The 16,397-nt window shown below is 61.6% G+C and carries 11 protein-coding genes; 4 read left to right on the forward strand and 7 right to left on the reverse strand.

Annotation, left to right across the window (positions count from 1 at the left end; all coding sequences use genetic code 11):
• Positions 1-4 precede the first annotated feature (4 nt).
• Positions 5-3,583 carry an ABC transporter permease/M1 family aminopeptidase gene (locus tag ACQ4WN_RS19115; protein ID WP_436552939.1) on the forward strand — a complete coding sequence of 1,193 codons (3,579 nt, stop codon included), beginning with the start codon at positions 5-7 and terminating at the stop codon, positions 3,581-3,583.
• Positions 3,584-3,631: 48 nt separating this feature from the next.
• On the opposite strand, the gene ACQ4WN_RS19120 is transcribed toward ACQ4WN_RS19115, so the two are convergent.
• The 4 genes from ACQ4WN_RS19120 to ACQ4WN_RS19135 form a co-directional block, all read right to left on the reverse strand.
• Positions 3,632-4,015: a hypothetical protein gene (locus ACQ4WN_RS19120; protein WP_436552940.1), complete on the reverse strand. Its 384-nt coding sequence runs from the start codon at positions 4,013-4,015 to the stop codon at positions 3,632-3,634.
• A 170-nt stretch (positions 4,016-4,185) separates the two neighbouring features.
• The gene (locus ACQ4WN_RS19125; RefSeq protein WP_436552941.1) at positions 4,186-5,649 is read right to left on the reverse strand and encodes a catalase; all 1,464 of its coding nucleotides are present in this window, start codon (positions 5,647-5,649) and stop codon (positions 4,186-4,188) included.
• 93 nt (positions 5,650-5,742) lie between these two features.
• On the reverse strand, positions 5,743-6,399 hold the full coding sequence (locus ACQ4WN_RS19130; protein ID WP_436552942.1) for a DsbA family protein: 657 nt from the start codon (positions 6,397-6,399) through the stop codon (positions 5,743-5,745).
• A gap of 149 nt (positions 6,400-6,548) precedes the next feature.
• Positions 6,549-7,418 (reverse strand): MBL fold metallo-hydrolase, encoded by an 870-nt coding sequence (locus tag ACQ4WN_RS19135; protein WP_436552943.1) that lies wholly within the window; start codon positions 7,416-7,418, stop codon positions 6,549-6,551.
• Positions 7,419-7,722: 304 nt separating this feature from the next.
• On the opposite strand from ACQ4WN_RS19135, the gene ACQ4WN_RS19140 reads away from it, so the two are divergent.
• The 3 genes from ACQ4WN_RS19140 (at position 7,723) to ACQ4WN_RS19150 (ending at position 11,441) form a co-directional block, all read left to right on the forward strand.
• The gene (locus tag ACQ4WN_RS19140; protein ID WP_436552944.1) at positions 7,723-9,174 is read left to right on the forward strand and encodes an alkaline phosphatase; all 1,452 of its coding nucleotides are present in this window, start codon (positions 7,723-7,725) and stop codon (positions 9,172-9,174) included.
• 29 nt (positions 9,175-9,203) lie between these two features.
• Positions 9,204-10,625, forward strand: coding sequence for an alkaline phosphatase (locus ACQ4WN_RS19145; RefSeq protein ID WP_436552945.1), 1,422 nt, complete (start codon positions 9,204-9,206; stop codon positions 10,623-10,625).
• A gap of 78 nt (positions 10,626-10,703) precedes the next feature.
• Entirely contained in the window at positions 10,704-11,441 is a 738-nt protein-coding gene (locus ACQ4WN_RS19150) for a hypothetical protein (RefSeq protein WP_436552946.1), read from the forward strand.
• A gap of 80 nt (positions 11,442-11,521) precedes the next feature.
• On the opposite strand, the gene ACQ4WN_RS19155 is transcribed toward ACQ4WN_RS19150, so the two are convergent.
• The 3 genes from ACQ4WN_RS19155 to dprA form a co-directional block, all read right to left on the reverse strand.
• Positions 11,522-14,185 (reverse strand): DNA topoisomerase III, encoded by a 2,664-nt coding sequence (locus tag ACQ4WN_RS19155; RefSeq protein WP_436552947.1) that lies wholly within the window; start codon positions 14,183-14,185, stop codon positions 11,522-11,524.
• A gap of 275 nt (positions 14,186-14,460) precedes the next feature.
• Positions 14,461-14,925 carry a Smg family protein gene (locus ACQ4WN_RS19160; protein ID WP_436552948.1) on the reverse strand — a complete coding sequence of 155 codons (465 nt, stop codon included), beginning with the start codon at positions 14,923-14,925 and terminating at the stop codon, positions 14,461-14,463.
• Positions 14,926-15,019: 94 nt separating this feature from the next.
• Positions 15,020-16,132, reverse strand: a complete 1,113-nt coding sequence (gene dprA / locus ACQ4WN_RS19165; RefSeq protein ID WP_436552949.1) for a DNA-processing protein DprA — start codon at positions 16,130-16,132, stop codon at positions 15,020-15,022.
• Between the last annotated feature and the right edge of the window lie 265 nt (positions 16,133-16,397).

Genomic DNA, 16,397 nt, shown 5'->3' on the forward strand with positions numbered 1-16,397 from the left:
GGCCATGTTTGCCATCGCCCGCTTTGAAGCGCGACAGCGGCTCAAGCTGCTATCCACCTGGGTGTATTTCGCCATGTTCCTGGCGCTGGCCATGCTGTGGATGGCCGCCGCCGGCGGCGTCTTCAAGGAAGCGAGCATCAGTTTTGGCGGCAAGTTCCTGATCAACGCACCGCGCTCGCTGGCGTTCACGTGCAGCCTGCTGGGCTGCTTCGGCGCCGTGGTGGTGGCCGCCATGATGGGCCGCTCGGTGCAGCAGGATTTCGAGTACGGCATGCAGCATTTCTTCTTCAGCGCGCCGATCAAGAAATATCAGTATGTATTCGGCCGCTTCCTCGGCGCCTGGCTGGTGCTGGCGGTGGTGTTTTCCAGCATCGTGATCGGTGCCTGGCTGGGTGCCTGGCTGCCCGGCATCGACCCGGAACGGCTGGGGCCGCAACGGGCGCTGGCCTACCTGATGCCGTACGTGTTTACCCTGCTGCCCAATCTGTTCATCTTCGGCGCCATCTTCTTCGTCATCGCCGCCCTCACGCGGCGCATGCTGCCCGTGTACATCAGCTCGGTGGTCATGCTGATCGGCTACCTGGTGGCGCCCTCGCTGGCGCGCGACCTCGACTACAAGACCCTGGCCGCCCTGATCGACCCCTTCGGCACCACGGCGCTGATACGCCTGACGGAATACTGGCCGAACGCGGAGCGCAACACGCGCCTGGTGACCCTGGAAGGCGTGTATTTGCTGAACCGCGCCATCTGGTCCGGCTTCGCCCTGGTGGCCTTGCTGCTCGGCTACTGGCGCTTCCAGTTCCACGCCACGACGGACGCGGGCGCCAGCAAGCGCCGCAGCGACGGTGACGTGCCGCTGCGCCTGTCGAACGCCTCACTGTCGACGCAGGAAGCGCCGGACTTCGCGCAGCGCAACCTGGCCGCCCTGCTCGTCAAGATGAGCTGGCTGAACCTGCGCGAAACCATCAAGAACATCTATTTTGTCGTCATCGTGCTGGCCGGCGTGCTGACCATGTATGGGGGCGCGCTCGACATGGGCTCGCTCTACGGCACGAATACCTATCCGACAACGGAAAAGGTGCTGCAAATGGTCAGCGCCTCGTTCGCCCTGTTCATGCTGATCATTACCACCTTCTACGCGGGCGAACTGGTATGGCGCGAGCGCGAGGCGGGCACGCACTTGATGCTCGATGCCCTGCCCGTGCCAAACTGGCTGCCCCTGCTGTCGAAACTGTTTGCGCTGATCGGCCTGCAGGCACTGCTGAGCCTGGTCATCATGCTGTGCGGCATGTCGATCCAGGTCTTCAAAGGCTATTACCGCCTCGACCCTGGCCTGTACGTGGAATCGCTGTTCCTGTCGCACCTGCCGTCTTACGCGCTGATCGCCGTGCTGGCCATCTTCCTGCAGGTGTTGATCAATCACAAATACCTGGCGTATTTCGCCATGATTCTGTACCACATCGCCAGCATCAGCTTTGCCTCGCTGGGCCTGGGCGACCCGCTGCTGCTGTACGGCAGCACGCCGGACTTCATGTATTCAGCCATGAACGGCGCCGGCCACTATGTGTTGCGCGAGCGCTGGTACTTGCTGTACTGGAGCGGCGCGGCCGTCATGCTGACGGTACTGTCGCTGCTGTTCTGGCCCCGCGGCGCGCAGGACAGCTGGCGCATCCGCCTGCGCCTGGCGCGTCACGGCCTGACGCACGGCGTGCTGGCCAGTTTTGCCGGCGGCGCCCTGATCTTCGTCGGTGCCGGCGCCGTGCTGTTCTACGTCTTCCACGTGGCCAACGATTACACGTCCGAATTCGCCCGCGATGCGGACCGCGCCAGTGTCGAGCGCCAGTACCGCAAGTTTGCCGTCACGCCGCAGCCGAGAATCACCGACGTGAAACTCGACGTGGCCATCTACCCGGCGCAGCGCACGCTGGCCGTCACGGGCCGCTATATGCTGCAAAACAAGACCAGCCTGCCGATCAGCCACATTTTTGTGCAGCAAGACCCCACGTCCACCATGCGCCTGCGTTTCGATGCGCGCGTGCATCCCGGCCTCGATGACGGCAAGCTGGGTTTTTACAGCTACCGCCTGGCCGCGCCGCTGGCGCCGGGCGCCAGTCTGGGCCTCGATTTCGACATTTCCTATGCACCGCGCGGCATCTTCGGCCTGGGCCAGGACACGCCCGTGGTCGCCAACGGCACCTTCTTCACGAATGCGGTGCTGCCGCACATCGGCTACCAGCCGCAGCTGGAATTGACGGACCCGCGCGACCGCAAGAAACACGGTTTGCCCGCGCGCGAACGGGCCTTGCCGCGCGACGATGCACGGGGGCTGGCCGACAATTACGTCAGCAATGACGCTGACCGCATCAACTTTGACGCCACCGTCAGCACCATCGACGGCCAGACGGCCATCGCGCCGGGCATGCTGGACAACGACTGGATCGCCAAGGGCCGCCATTACTTCCATTACACAATGGATCAGCCGATCCTGAATTTCTACGCGTTCCAGTCGGCACGCTACGCCGTCAGGCATGAGCGCTGGCAGGATGTGGCCATCGACGTGTATTACCATCCTGGCCATGAATACAACCTCGACCGTTTCGTGCATGGCAGCAAGGAAGCGCTTGAGTACTACACGAAAAACTTCGGCCCCTACCAGCACAAAGTCTTGCGCATTGTCGAATTTCCCCGCTACGCCACGTTTGCGCAATCGTTCCCGAACACGATTCCGTACTCGGAAGGCCTGGGCTTCATCGCCAAGGTGGACGACAAGAACCCGAAAGATATCGACTATCCGTTCTACATCACGGCGCATGAAGTGGCGCACCAGTGGTGGGCGCATCAATTGGTCGGCGGCAACACGCGCGGCGCCACCGTGCTCAGCGAAACCCTGGCCGAATATTCGGCCCTGATGGTGATGAAGAAAACCGTGGGGCCGGCCAAGATGCGCCGCTTCCTGCGCTATGACCTGAATCAATACCTGATGGGGCGCAGCGAAGAGCGCAAGAAGGAACTGCCGCTGGCCGAGAATGAAAACCAGGCGTACATCCATTACCACAAGGGCAGCCTGGCCATGTACTTGCTGCAAGACATCATCGGCGAAGACAAGGTCAACGGCGTGCTGCGCGAGCTGCTCAAGACCCATGGCCAGAAAGGCCCGCCATATGCCAGCGTGACGGCCCTGATAGCCGGCTTGCGCCAGGTCACGCCACCCGAGCAGGCTTACCTGATCGATGATCTGTTCGAGAAAATCGTACTGTTCGACAACCGCGCCCTGTCGGCCACGGCCACCAAACGCAGCGACGGCAAGTACGCCGTCACCCTCAAGGTGCAGGCGAGCAAATTGACAGCCGGCGAACAGGGAGAGGAACACGACGCCCCCCTGCACGACTGGATCGAGATCGGTGTCGACGATGCGAATGGCCATCCGCTGCTGCGCGAACGCCTGCGCATGACGGCGCGTGAAGCGAGCTACACCGTCATCGTCAACAGCCGGCCCGGCAAGGCGGGCATCGATCCCGACAACAAGCTGATCGACCGCAAGCCCGATGACAATATGGTCACCGTCGAACTCGAAGAACCGTGATGAAAAATGGCCGCCTGTTCAGGGCGGCCATTTTCGGTATTTTGGATGTCAGGCTGCGGCGCAGCGCGTCACCAGGCTCAGGCTGATGCCCATTTCCGTCAGGTGCTGCATGTCGGCCAGGGTCAGGTCCAGCGGCGCATCGACCGTGTCTTCGCCATTCAACGCCAGTTGCAGCTCGGCCACGATGCGCGGCATGGTGAACGTGACGCCGCGCGAACGGCATTCGGCCAGGTAGGTGCGTATGCGCGAAGGCAACACTTGCGCTTTGGACGCCTGCGCGATCAGCACGTCGAAGCCGGAATCGAGATGCACGCGGCCCGCACCCTTCGGCTCGCCCTTGCGCCATTGCCGTTCAGGATCGGTAGGCAAGACTTCCAGGATGGATTTGAGCGTGGGGTCGTCCCCATGCACCGACAGCTTCACCATATTCATAGTACAAGACTTTCTAGTCAGGGCGCCGCCAGGACGACGGCGCAATCATCAGACCGACAAGTCTACGCAGAGAAGACAAATATGTCCATACGGCAATATTTGATATCACTCTCCAATTTGTGCTATATCAACAACAAGCGGAACAGGACAGGTCCGCTTGCAACACATGATTACAGCGCCACGCCGCGTGCCTGCAGGGCCGCCCGCACGCCGGCGCCATAGGCCGGGTCGGCCTGGTCGAAGTGCGCCAGCTGACGCTGCAAGGTTTCCGCGCGCACCTGGCTCAAGGGACCGGCCAGGTTGTCGAACAGGTTCTGTTTCGCCTGGGCAGACATCAAACGGAACAGATTGCCGGCCTGCGTGTAATCGTCTTCCACGCCGCGCCCATCGTAGCGCGCCGCGCCACCATCGAGTGCCAGCGCCCCCTCGCCATGGCCCAGGCCTCGCGGCTGCGTGCCTGCCGCCGCCACGTTCGCGTAATTCTGCGCCGCGCCGCCATTGTTGCTCGCCATGCTGCCGTCGCGCTGCTGGTTATGGAAGGGGCAGCGGGCCGCATTCACGGGCAGGTGCTGGTGGTTCGTGCCGACGCGGTACAGCTGAGCGTCGTGGTAGGCGAACAGCCGGCCTTGCAGCATCTTGTCCGGCGAGTATCCCATGCCCGGCACGGCGTTGGCGGGCGAAAAGGCTGCCTGCTCGACTTCCGCGTGGTAATTGTCCGGGTTGCGGTTCAGCTCGAAAATACCTACGGGTAACAGCGGGAAGTCCGCATGCGGCCACACTTTCGTCAGGTCGAACGGGTTCCAGCCCGTGCGCTGCTCCCATGCATCGAGTTGCTCTTGCGTCGCCACCTGCAGCTTGACTTCCCACCGCGGGAAATCACCGCGTTCGATGGCGCCGAACAGGTCGCGCTGGGCGTAGTCGGGGTCGGCACCGGCCAGGCGGCCCGCTTCCGCGGCAGGCAGATTCCTGATGCCCTGGCGCGTCTTGAAGTGCCATTTCACGTACACGCGCTGGCCATCGGCATTGATCAGGCTATACGTGTGGCTGCCGAAGCCATCCATGTGCCGGTAGCCGTCCGGCGTGCCCCGGTCCGAGAACAGCATGGTGACCTGGTGCAGGCTTTCCGGTGCATGACTCCAGAAGTCGAACATCATTTCGGCCGATTTCAAATTGCTTTGCGGATCGCGCTTTTGCGTGTGGACAAAGTCGGGGAACTTGATCGGGTCCTTGATGAAGAACATGGGCGTGTTGTTGCCAACCAGGTCCCAGTTACCCTCTTCCGTATAAAAACGCACGGCGAAGCCGCGCGGGTCGCGTTCCGTATCGGCACTGCCGCGTTCGCCACCGACGGTGGAAAAGCGCGCGAAGGTGGCCGTCTGCTTGCCCACTTCGGCAAACAATTTGGCCTTGGTATAGCGCGAGATATCGTGCGTGACGGTAAAGGTGCCGTAGGCGCCCGAGCCTTTTGCATGCACCACGCGTTCGGGAATGCGCTCGCGGTTGAAATGCTGGAGTTTTTCGATCAGGTGGAAGTCTTGCAGCAGCAGCGGGCCGCGGGGGCCGGCGCTGATGGAATTCTGGTTGTCGGCGACGGGGATGCCCGAGGCGGTACTGAATGGCGGCTGTTGGCGCATGGCTGCTTTTCCTTCGTTGTTGACTAATGCAATCAGTGTAACGAGGCCAACAACAAAGGAAAAGCTAATTGATTTTATCAAAACGATAGATATTTACAATGGGCAACCGTGAGCGTCGCATACACCGCCCAGCTGCGCCTGCAACTTCGCCGGCTGGCCCAAAAAGTCCCCGATGTCGATCACGGACAGCTTGCCGCTGCCGTCGTCGAGCACGAATGTGGGAAAGCCCTGCCCGCCCACCTGTGCCAGCAAGGCGCGGCTGGCATCGATGTGCTGCTGCGTGGCGGCGCCCGCCTGCTGCGCATATTCGGCCTGGAATGGCGTCCCATCCATGCCCAGTTCTTGCGCCAGCGCCACCAGCACGGGCAGGTCGGCGATGCGCAAGCCGTCCACGTAATGGGCGCGCTGCACGCGCTGCAGCATGTCCAGGCCCTTGCCGGCCAATACTTCAGCCGCCAGGATGGCCGTGATCGGCGGTTCGGAATCCATCATGGCCGTGCTGTCGTTCAGCAAGCCGTTGACGTAGGCGGCGCCGAATGGCTGGCCAGACAATTGCTCGATGCGCCGGTCATGCGGCAACACATAGCCGCGCCACTCGGGCGTGATCTGGCGGCGATTGCTGCCCGTCATCATGCCGCCGCCGTGGAAGGCCACCGTCAGGCCGGGCACGGCACGCGCCGCCTCGACCAGCGGCGCGGCGCCATAGCACCAGCCGCACAGGGGATCGAAAATGTAATGCAGTGTGGGCATGACTCTATCCTTTATAAAACTGAAACAGATGACTTGCAAAAACCGTAGCGAGCGGCGCTAGTTCTGCCAGAGAAGCGCAACTGTGCTAGGCACGGGGCCGCCGAGGCAGTGAGCATCGCAGGCCGGAAATCGCGTCGCGCAGTAGGTTTTTACCATTTCATTTCGCCCTTGGCCACTTTGGCGCTAGTTTCCAGCGCGCCATCGAGACCCACGCTTGGGTAGTGCTGTTTCATGGCCTCGATCAGGGCGGCGGAATTGGCGGCCTTGGCCGTTTCAGCTTCAAACGTCACCAGGTAGTCGCGCGTAAAGCCGATGCTGTCGGGCGTCAGGCTGGAACCGACCTTGAAGTGGCCCGGCACGACGGTGACCGGTTTCAGCGCGGCGATGCCATCGAGCGTCTTGAGCCATTGCTGACGCGATTGCAGGCTTTGCGTATCGGCCGTCCACAGGTGCAAGTTGCCAAACAGCGCCACGCCGCCGACGACGGCCTTGATCGATGGAATCCACACATAGGTGCGCGCTGGCGTCGGGCCGGCGATGTCCAGCGACTGGCCTTCCAGGGCGATGTGCTTGCCTTTCAACGCTTCGGGAATGACGATGCTGTGCGGCGCGTTGTCTTTCAAAATCGGGCCCCAGTAGGCGACCTTGGCATCGGCCTTGCGGCGGATTTCCGCGACCGTCTCCGGCGTGGCGACGATTTTTGCCTGCGGGAAAGCGGCCTTGATCACATCGAGGCCAAAGTAAAAATCGGGATCGCTGTGGCTGATGTACACCGTCGTCAGTTTCTTGCCGCTGGCGCGGATCTTTTCCACCAGCTTTTGCGCTTCGGCGCGCGAAAACTGCGCATCGATCAGCACGGCATCATGCTTGCCCGCGACCAGCACGGATGCGACGGGGAAGATGGCTGCTTCACCCGGGTTGAAGACGTCCAGGGTCAGGGGGGCGCTGGCGGCGGCCGAGGCGGCGCCGGCGGCAAACAGGGTGGAAACAAGAACGCTGCTGATAGATTTGGAGAACATGATGTGCCTTCACAAGATAATGGGGATGCATGCATCTTACGTTGCTTGATTCGGCAGAAAAACCCGAAAAACCGCAATAGTTTGTTGCATATTTCGGCGAAATAAACGATGCAACAGACAAATGGCAGGCAAAGCCGGGCAGGACCGCTTGCGCGATACGCTGTATTTTTCCAGCGACAACGTGCGCAAAAACAACGTCACAGGCGTCGGCGAAGCGCCGTTGCAAAACGTGTCACAAAGTCATGAGGGTGTCACATTGGATTGTTATCTTGCTAGCTCTTTCAAACCTAGCCGGATGAACCACATGACACGCAGAAAAATTTCCGTCGCTGGCTGCAGCGTCGCCCTTACCCTGATGCTGGCCGCCTGCGGCAGCGACGCCAAAAAAGAAGACGTGGCGCCCGAAGCACCACCGAAAAACGTCATCTTTTTCCTTGGCGATGGCATGGGCCTGACCACCATGACGGCCGCGCGCATCTATTCGGTGGGCGAAGAGGGTGAGCTGACCATGGACACGCTGCCGGAAACGGCCTTCGTCAAGACCTTCTCGAACGATGCGCAAGTCACCGATAGCGCGCCATCGATGGCCGCCTACATGACGGGCGTCAAGATGAACAATGAAGTCATTTCCATGTCGGCCGACACGCTCGCCATCGATCCGGGCAAAGATGCCAACGGCAACAAGCTGGTCAACAAATGCGGCACCGGCAACGGCACACCCGCCACCACCTTGCTGGAACTGGCCAAGGCCAAGGGCTTCGCAGCCGGCGTCGTCAGCACGGCGCGCGTGACGCACGCCACGCCAGCTGCCACCTACTCGCACATCTGCCACCGCGACCTGGAAAACGATATCGCTGCGGCCCTCGTGCCAGGCGGCACGGGCTACAACAGCGCCTTGGGCACTACCGGTCTGGAAGTGGTCCTCGGCGGCGGCGCGCAATTCTTTACGCCATTCAAGAACGGCGGCAAGCGTTCCGACGACCGCGATCTGGTCGCCGAGCTGAAAGCGAAGAGCTACACCATCGCCAACAACGCCACCGACTTCAAGGCCGTCGATGCTGCCAAGACGGACCGCCTGTTCGGCGTGTTCACCTCCAGCCACATGAGCTACGACCTGGACCGTGATGCGGCCAAGGAACCTAGCCTGGCGGAAATGACCACCAAGGCCATGGACGTCCTGGCCAAGAACAAGAAGGGTTATTTCCTGATGGTCGAAGGCGGCCGCATCGACCATGCGCTGCACGAAACCACGGCCAAGAAGGCCCTGCAAGACACCGTCGCGTTTGACAACGCTATCAAGGCCGCCATCGAAAAAGCCAAGCTTACCGATCCGACCCTGGCCAATACCCTGATCGTCGTCACGGCCGACCATGACCACACCCTGGTGCTGAACGGCTACGCCAAGCGTACGGGCAAGACGGCTGCCGGCAACGCTGGCGTGCTGGGCGTGGTGAAGAACTACGTCACCGGCGCGGTCGAGAAAGACCTGGACGGCGCACCGTACTCGATCATCGGCTTCGGCAATGGCGAAAAACGCACGCAATCGAGCCGCGCCGCCATGGCCAGCCTCGATGAAACCGTCACCAGCGCCAATACTTACCACCAGGAAGCAGTGATCCGCACCGCGGTCGGCAATGAAACCCACGGCGGCACCGACGTCTTCCTGGGCGCCATCGGCAAGGGTTCGGAAACCTTCCTGGGCACCATCGACAACACCACAGTATTCGGCCTGGTCAAGACCGCCGGCGGTCTGTAATCCCCAAGAGACAAGAATTGGACAAGCACATGAAACCCGCATTGAAAACCGCCGCACTGAAATCTGCCCTGAAATTCTCCTTGCTGACCACGCTTGTGGCCGCCAGCGTCGCCAGCGCCTACGCCGCCGACGCCAAGAACGTCATCTTCTTCCTCGGCGACGGCATGGGCCCTTCCGTCGTGACGGCAGCGCGCATCTTCAAGTACAAGGAAGAGGGCAGCCTGAACATGGACAAGCTGGAACGCACGGCGCGCATCAAGACGTTCTCGAACGATGCGCAAACGACGGACAGCGCCCCATCGATGGCCGCCTACATGACCGGCGTCAAGATGAACAATGAAGTCATCTCGATGGCGCAGGACACCATCGCCAAGGAACCGGGCCGCGACGCCAACGGCAACCTGGGCGTGGACAACTGCCCGGCCGGCGGCAAGAGCGTGCCCACCATCCTGGAACTGGCGAAAGCCAAGGGCAAGGCTGTGGGCGCCATCACCACCACGGAATTGACGCATGCCACGCCGGCGACGACCTTCTCGCACATCTGCAACCGCAATGCGCAATACGCGATCGCTGCGCAAACGGCGCCGGGCGGGGTCGGCTACAACGCGGCCCTGGGTGACGGCGTCGACGTGCTGATGGGTGGCGGACGCAACCACTTCACGCCTTGGTCGGCCAGCAACAAGGGCGGCCGCGCCGACGGCCGCGACCTGCTGGCCGAATTTGCGGCCAAGGGCTACACCGTGGCCGCGACGAAAGCGGAAATGGCAGCCGCGCCAAGTGGCAAGAAGTTCATCGGCCTGTACAGCGCGAAGAGCCACCTCGACTATGAACTGGACCGCACGACCAAGCCATCGGCCGACGGTGCCAACCAGCCTAGCCTGTCGGAAATGACGCTGAAAGCCATCGACCTGCTATCGAAAAATAACGCTGGCTACTTCCTGATGGTCGAAGGCGGCCGCATCGACCACGCCTTGCACGGCATCAATGCCAAGCGTGCGCTGGTCGACACCATCGCCTTCGACGACGCCATCAAGGCGGCCATCGACAAGGTCAGGGAAACCGATCCGAAGCTGGAAAATACCCTGATCGTCGTCACGGCCGACCACGACCACACGCTGGCGTTCAACGGCTACGGCAAGCGCGGCAACCCTATCCTCGACATCAACCGCGGCTACAAAGATAACCAGCCAAGCAAGGATGAAGACGGCAATACCTACACCACCCTGGTGTTCGGCAACGGCCCGAACCGCCCTGACCTGCGCACCAACGTCGACAGCGCCACGGCCCTGGCCGACAACTACCAGCAAGAAACAGGCGTGCGTCTGGCCAGCGAAACCCACGGCGGCGGCGACGTCAAGCTGCTGGCCACGGGCGCCGGCGCCAAGGCCTTCAAGGGCACGATTGACAACACCAAGGTATTTGCCTTGCTGAAGGCGGCATTCGGCTTCTGATCCACATCAACACGGTAACCCCACCGGGGCGGATGGCAGTTTTGCCCTCCGCCCCCTTTGCACGATAAAGGCAACACCATGAAATCGACCCTGATCGCCGTCCTCCTGGCCGCCGGCTTTGCCGCCAGCGCGCAAGCCGCTCCTGCAACCCCTTCCGCTCCCGCCGACCTGGATCTGGGCATCACCTATTACAGCCGCGTGCTGACGCCGGAAGGCGTGACGCGCGAAAGCCGCTACGAAGAAAAAATGCTGCGCCGCCCCGGCCACGTATGGGTCGAGCGCGTGCTGGCGCCGTCGACCGACGCGCACGCGGGCCACAGCCATGGCGAGCACAAGAAGGTGACGTTGAAAACGTCGACTGCGGCCACGCAACATGAGCACAAGCATTTCAATCCCGTGCTGATACCGCGCCATGTGATGCTGGAAAAGAACACCGTACGCGTGGAATACATCGATGCGCACGACAAGATCGTCGTCTCCGTCCCCAAGGCCGAGTACGAAAACGTGAATTTCGACGGTTCCTGGGAAAACAGTTTTTATCTGCTGGACCCGAAACTGGTGGCCGCCATGCCGCTGTCGAAACAGGCATCGAACGTGACGGGCGCGCGCTGGCGCGAAGTGGAAAAAAATGGCGTGTTCCAGCGCATCCTGTGGGATGAGCAAAAACAGATTCCCCTGGTCATCGAAAGCGGCGACCGCGCGAACACCTTCTATCGCCGGGTCGACGTCAAGCTGCAGCCGAGCGTCAGCAAGACACAGCCGTGGGCCAATCTGCAGAACTACGCGCAGCGCGAGTATTCGGACTATCTCGACTAAGAACCAGGCTGGCACCAGGCAGCATCGGGACGTAAAAAAGCCAGGGAGCGATCCCTGGCTTTTGTCTGGCTGGCACCGGATTACTCCGCTGCCGCTGCCTTCTTCGCCGGCGCCTTCCTGGCCGCCGGCTTTTTCACAGCCGCAGCCTTCTTCGCCGGCGCTTTCTTCACGGCCGCTTTCTTGACCGCCGTTTTCTTCACTGGCGCCGCGCCCTCTTCGCCTTCCACCTCGGTCGCTGCCGCCTTTGGCTTGGCACCCGGCTTGGCCTTGCGTTCTTCAAACTCGAAGCTCACCTTGCCATCCTTGCCGCGCACGAGGAAAGCCTTGAACGGGCGACGCGTACGCTGGGAAACAAAGCCCGGCAGCAAGTCCGTCTTGCCATCGTTGAGCAGTTTCGCCATTTGTTCCGGCAAGATTTCCTGCTGCAAGATGATGCGGCCGCTGCGGAAGTCGCATGTCTTCGGCTTGGCCATGCTGTGTTCGCACACATAGGCCAGGCCCATTTCATACACGCCGGCGTTGCACTTGGGGCAAGATCCCACGGGCGTCTGGCCCGTGAAATCGACGCCTTCGCCATCTTCGCTTTCGTCGTTCTGGCCGAAATCGAATTCCAGCTTGGAATTCTTGATCTCTTCATCGCGCACGATGCGCAGGATGGCGGCGAACGGACGGCCCATCTTCGAGCGGAAACCTTGCAGCGGGCCGATGGTGCGGTCCTTCAGCAATTGTTCCACTTCGGCGATTTCGAACTGGCGCGAACCCGGCGTCTTGCTCATCGAGAATTCGCACTTGGTGCAGGCGAAACGACGGTAGTTTTCCTTCACTACGCCGCTGCAATTCGGGCAGGGCGTTACCAAAGTCGCGTAATCGCCGGGAATCGTGTCGTTGTCGTATTCCTTGGCGCGCTTGACGATGATTTGCGTCATCTGCGCGATTTCACGCATGAATTCCTCGCGCGAAATCTTGCCTTTTTCCATCTGCGACAGCTTGTATTCCCACTCGCCCGTCAACTCTGGCGCCGTCAATTCATTGACGCCCAGGCCTTTGAGCAACGTCATCAGCTGCGACGCCTTGGCCGTCGGGATCAGTTCGCGGCCTTCGCGGATCAGGTAGCGTTCCGTCAGCAAGCCCTCGATGGTGGCCGCGCGCGTCGCTGGCGTGCCAAGACCCTTGCCAGCCATCGCATCGCGCAGCTCGTCGTCGTCGATCAGCTTGCCGGCGCCTTCCATGGCCGACAGCAAGGTCGCCTCCGTGAAGCGCGCTGGCGGTTTGGTTACCAGGCCGTTGGCACTGACGCTTTCCGTCTGTACTTTCTCGCCCTTGGCCACAGGCACCAGGTTGCCGTTGCCATTGCTTTCCTTGTCGGCATCCGTCGACGCTTCCTTGCCGTAGATAGCCAGCCAGCCCGGATTGGTCATGACCTTGCCTTCAGTCTTGAACTGATGGCCCGACACTTCCGTGTAGCGCGTGGTGACCTGGAATTCCGCAGGCGGGAAGAACACGGCCATGAAGCGGCGCGTGACCAGGTCGTACAATTTTTGTTCCGGCTCGGACAGGTTCTTCGGCGCGATCGTCGTCGGGATGATCGCGAAGTGATCCGAGATCTTGGTGTTGTCGAAGATGCGCTTGTTCGGCTTGACCCAGCCCTTGTCGATGATCTGCTTGGCGAACTGGTGGTAGTTGCTGTTTTCCTTGACCGTTTCCAGCGCCTGCAGCACGGTCGGCATGTAGTCTTCCGGCAGGTGGCGCGAATCGGTACGCGGATACGTCAGCACCTTGTGCTTTTCATACAGCGCCTGGGCCAGGCCCAGGGTGTTCTTGGCCGAGAAGCCGAAACGCGAGTTCGCTTCGCGCTGCAAGCTGGTCAGGTCGAACAGGCCCGGCGCCATCGAGGTGGTCGGTTTCGATTCTTCCGTGACGATGCCTTGGCGGCCACGGCAGGCGGTGGCGATCGAATCGGCAGCCGTCTTGCTCCACAGGCGCTCGGCGCGCTTCTCTGGATCGTTCTCGTCCTTCTTGAACTTCGTGTCGAGCCAGCGGCCTTCATAGATGCCGGCCGCACAGACGAATTCGGCGCGCACTTCCCAGAAGTCGCGCGGCACGAATTTCTTGATCTTGTCTTCACGTTCAACGACGATCGACAGCGTTGGCGTCTGCACGCGGCCCACGGTGGTCAGGTAGAAGCCGCCTTCTTTCGAATTAAACGCCGTCATGGCGCGCGTGCCATTGATACCGATCAACCAATCAGCTTCCGAACGGCAGCGGGCCGCGTCCGCCAGCGGCAGCATTTCTTCGTCGCTGCGCAGATGCGAAAAACCGTCGCGGATGGCGCCCGGCGTCATCGACTGCAGCCACAGGCGCTTGACCGGTTGCTTGGCCTTGGCGTTTTGCGCGATCAGGCGGAAAATCAGCTCGCCTTCACGCCCCGCATCGCATGCGTTGATGAGGGTGGTGACGTCTTTACGTTTGATCAGCTTGTTTAATACTTTGAGGCGCGCTTCCGTCTTGGCGATCGGGTTCAGCGCGAAATACGGTGGAATCATCGGCAAGTGCGCGAAACTCCATTTACCGCGCTTCACGTCGAATTCTTCCGGTACGGCGATCTCCAGCAAGTGGCCAACCGCCGACGACAGGACGTATTCATCCGATTCAAAGTACTCATCGTGCTTGGTGAAGCCGCCAAGCGTCTTCGCGATATCGTTCGCGACAGAAGGCTTCTCGGCGATGATGAGGGTTTTTGTCATATTTTTTAGTCTCGAAAAATGCTCTAGGATAGTTTCAGCATGCGCATCATACAGTGCATTGCCAGGCGCCGACGCTTTTGTCTGCGCAAGGCCCTGTGACTTATGGTCTTGTCAAGCGGCCAATGATAAGCGCCTATTGAAGAATTCGGCAAGTTATCTGCAAGCAAGAATGCGCAGGCGCAAACACAATGGGCTAGCGGGCGCGGTGCCGCAGCATATGGCAAGGAAGATGGCGCAGCAGCAGCGCCAGGTGCGCCCAGGGGCGGTTATATATACTAGTGGAGCAGGCGCGGCGGTAGATCTTCGTCGTCGACAAATAAGTCGTCGAACATCAGTGCATCCGGTTCCTTGCCCTGGCTCCACAGCAGCATCAGCACGATGACTTTCAGCTTGCCCAGTGACACGGGCGCCTCGTCGAGGGCCAGCGCCCGTTCGATGACGATTTCGCGCTGCAGCGGCGAGAGCACTTTGGCGCTTTCCAGAAACTGGATGAAACCGACGGCGGGCGTACCCAGCACGTCGCTTTCCTGCTTGACATAGAAGCGCGTGCCCGTGGAACTGGCCGTCAAAGTTTGCTCGACACCGGCCATGGCGTTCAAGTCCGTCAGCCAGACCAGCGCTTCGGAAATCTCCACGTCGTCGAAACCGACGGCCGACAGTTTGCGCGCCAGGACTGCCGGCTCGGGGCAGGCGTCGGGGCGATAGTAAGTCTCGTAGAGGTACACCAGGATATCGAACATGGCTCTACTCTATCAGCTAAGTTCGCTGCGACACAAGGGTGTGCGCCGACAAAGCGCGCCCGTGCGGCAAGGCTGCCACACAAGTGACAAGCTGTCATTTGCAGCGTTGAAACAGTCCTCCCGGCAAGCGCTCGACCAGGCCCGCCAGCTCCAGCGCCAGCAACTCCCCCATCAGCACGCCCATGGCCAGGCCGCTGCGCGCAGCCAGGGTATCGGCATCGAGGGGATCGTGGCCCAGTGCGGCCAGCAGCGGCGTGTCCACGGGCGCCGCATCCTGCGCCGCCGGAATGTCCGCCGGCTTCCCCAGCCAGGACAATTCCTGCAACACGTCATCGGCCGACTCGACCAGCTTGGCGCCCTGCTTGATGAGCGCATGACACCCCTTGGCCAGGGTGGCATGGATAGAGCCAGGCAAGGCATACACATCGCGCCCCTGCTCGCCGGCCAGGCGCGCCGTGATCAGGGAACCCGATTGCGCCGCCGCCTCGATCACCAGCACGCCGCGCGCCAGGCCGCTGATCAGCCGATTGCGGCGCGGAAAGTTCCCCGGCATGGCCGGCAAGCCCAGCGCGTATTCACTGACGATGCAACCCCGCTCGGCAATTCTTTGCGCCAGATCAAAGTTGCGTCGCGGATACACCAGATCGGCACCCGTGCCGATCACGGCCACGGTGGCCCCCGTGCCGCGCAAGCCGCCCTCGTGCGCGTGCGTGTCGATGCCCAGCGCCAGCCCGGAAATAATGGTCAAGCCCGCCGTGCTGAGGGCGTGGGCAAAGGCGGCCGCATTCTGCATGCCCTGCGCGCTGGCATTGCGGCTGCCGATAATGGCCACGCCGGAACGCGACAGCAGTTCCACCCGCCCCCTCACATATAACAGCAGCGGCGGATCGGCGATTTCCAGCAGCAGGGGCGGGTAAGCGGCATCGGCCAGGGTCAGCACGGCATTGCCGGGCCGCTGCAACCACTGCAGGGTGAGTGCCAGCTGGCTGTTGGCCACCGGCTTGGGCGGTTGCACGATGGCGTGCGCCACGCTGGCCGGCACCACCTCGCGCAAGGCCTCGAACGGAGCAGCGAAGATTTGCGGCGGCAAGCCGAAGCGGGCCAGCAAGGCGCGCGCCGCCACCGGCCCCACGCCGGGCAGATGCTGCAGGCGCAGCCAGCCCGCCAATTCCGTGGCCGTGTCTGCCGTCGTTGCAAGTGCATGCATGACAACCTCACTGTGTACTGTGCCATCCCATGCTAGCGCCATGGCGCGCACGCGATACCGACGCGCGCAAGGATGCGTGCAATGGCGGTGCCAAACGGCCCGCCGTCAACAGGGCCATGGGCGTCTGTGATAAAATTTCTCTTTGCAGCAAACGAATAGCGCACTGGCAAACGCATCTGCCGCGTCGTTGCGCCTTACGCGCCCAACCGTAGCGTACTCAAATAAAATAGCCCTGCCATCGTCCGCATGGCCCAGGCATGAATAA

Origin of the sequence: Janthinobacterium pasteuri, assembly GCF_051380775.1 — a bacterium.
Lineage (GTDB): Bacteria > Pseudomonadota > Gammaproteobacteria > Burkholderiales > Burkholderiaceae_D > Janthinobacterium.